1 protein-coding gene is annotated in these 2,063 nt (G+C 76.8%); it reads left to right on the top strand.

The genetic code is table 11. From position 1 onward, the window contains the following. The coding region (locus EBN88_RS29680) for a type I polyketide synthase (RefSeq protein WP_147472915.1) at positions 1-2,063 on the top strand (2,063 nt) is incomplete at both ends.

The raw sequence follows: 2,063 nt of genomic DNA, 5'->3' as shown, positions 1-2,063 counted from the left end.
CAGCCGATGATGGACCAGCGCACCGAGGAGGCACTGCGCCGCGCCACCTCGACGATCCGCGAACTCCGGGGCGAGCTGGACCGGTTGACCGCCGAGCGGCGCCGCGCCGCCGAGCCGGTCGCCGTGGTCGGCGCCGCCTGCCGGCTCCCCGGCGGCGCCGACAGCCCCGAGGCGCTGTGGCGGCTGCTGCGCGCCGGCACCGACGCGGTGCGGCCGTTGACCGACGAGCGCTGGCGCGGCGTCGACTTCTCCGCCTGGGACGATCCCGCGTTCGCCCGCATCCCCCGGCACGCCGGGCTGCTCGACGAGATCGACGGCTTCGACGCCGCGTTCTTCGGGATCTCCGACGGCGAGGCCGCGTTCCTCGACCCCCAGCAGCGGCTCGCGTTGGAGACCGTCTGGGAGTCGGCCGAGCGCGCCGGCTGGACGCCGGAGCAGCTGACCGGCGCCCCCACCGGCGTCTTCCTCGGCGTCGGGCACCAGGACTACCTGCTGGCCGCGCTCGCCAGGGGCGGCGAGATCGGCAGCCGGCTGGCCACCGGCACCGCCCGCAGCATGATCGCCAACCGGGTCTCCTACGAACTCGGCCTCACCGGGCCCAGCCTGGCGATCGACACGGCCTGCTCGTCCTCGCTGGTCGCCGTTCACCTCGCCTGCCGCAGCCTGCGCGCGGGCGACTGCGACCGCGCCGTGGCCGGCGGCGTCAACCTGATCCTCTCGCCGCTCTCCACCACCCTCACCGGCCGCGCCCTGCCCATGGCGCCCGACGGCCGGGTCAAGGCGCTGGCCGCCGACGCCGACGGGATGATCAGGGGCGAGGGCTGCGGGGTGGTGGCGCTGCGGAGGCTCTCCGACGCGCTGGCCGACGGCGACCCGATCCAGGCGGTGATCCTGGCCGACGGCACCAACCAGGACGGGCGCACCAACGGGCTGACCGCGCCCTCCCCGTTCGCCCAACAGCGGCTGCTGGAGGACGTGCGCAAGGCGTCGGGCCTGTCCGCCGAGGACATCACGCTGATCGAGACGCACGGCACCGGCACCCCGCTGGGCGATCCCATCGAGTACGAGGCGATCCGTGCCGTCTACGGCTCCGCGCCCGAGTCGGCGACCTGCTGGCTGGGCTCGGTCAAGGCCAACCTGGGGCATCTGGAGTTCGCCGCCGGCATCGCCTCCCTGCTGAAGACGCTGGGCGCCGTCCAACACGGCGTGGTGCCACGGCAGATCAACATCGACCGGATCAGCCCGCACATCGACCTGACCGGGCAGCGGTTCGCCGTTCCGCTGACGGAGCAGCCGTGGGTGGCGGCCGAACGGCGCCGGGCCGCCGTCAGCTCGTTCGGGTTCGGCGGCTCCAACGCCCATCTGATCCTGGTCCACCCGGACGCCCTCGATGCCGGCGGTCCCGCGCTCCCGCCCCCGCCGGCCGCGCCCGTCGACGGTGAGGCCGCGCTGCTGCTGCCGCTCTCGGCCCGCTCGGCGCCCGCGCTGCGCGCCCAACTCGCCCGGACGTCCGCCGCCCTGGCCGAGCTGCCCGCCGAACGCCTGCCCGCCGCGCTGGCCACCGCCTCCCGACGCCGGGCCCACCACCCGCACCGGCTGGCGGTCGCCGCCCCCGACCGGGCCGGGCTGCTGGAGGAACTGCGGCGCGCCCAGGCCGAGTTGGCCGGCGAGGAGGCGGAGCCCGCCTGGCCGCGCCGGCTGGCGTTCGTCTACTCGGGGCAGGCCGCCCAGTGGCCGCGCATGGGCGTGGCGCTGGCCGAGCGCGACCCGGTCGTGGGGGAGGAACTCGCCGCCTGGGAACGGGAGATCGTCCGGGCCGGCGGGCCGCCGCTGCTGTCCACGCTCGCGGGCTCCGGCGCGGCCGCCGCGTTGGCCGACACCCGGTTCGCCCAACTCGCCATCGTCGCCCTCCAGTCGGCGCTCACCCGTCGGCTGCTGGCCTGGGGCCTGGCCCCGGCGGCCGTCGTCGGCCACAGCGTCGGCGAGGTGGCGGCCGCCGTCGCCGCCGGCGTGCTCGACCGCGCCGAGGCGGTCGCCGTGCTGCGGGCCCGCGCCGAGGCGCT

The sequence above is a fragment of the Streptomyces triticirhizae genome (genome assembly GCF_003696235.1).
GTDB lineage: Bacteria > Actinomycetota > Actinomycetes > Streptomycetales > Streptomycetaceae > Streptomyces > Streptomyces triticirhizae.
Note: the sequence above shows the minus strand (reverse complement) of the source record. Positions and strands in the feature narration are given on the sequence as shown.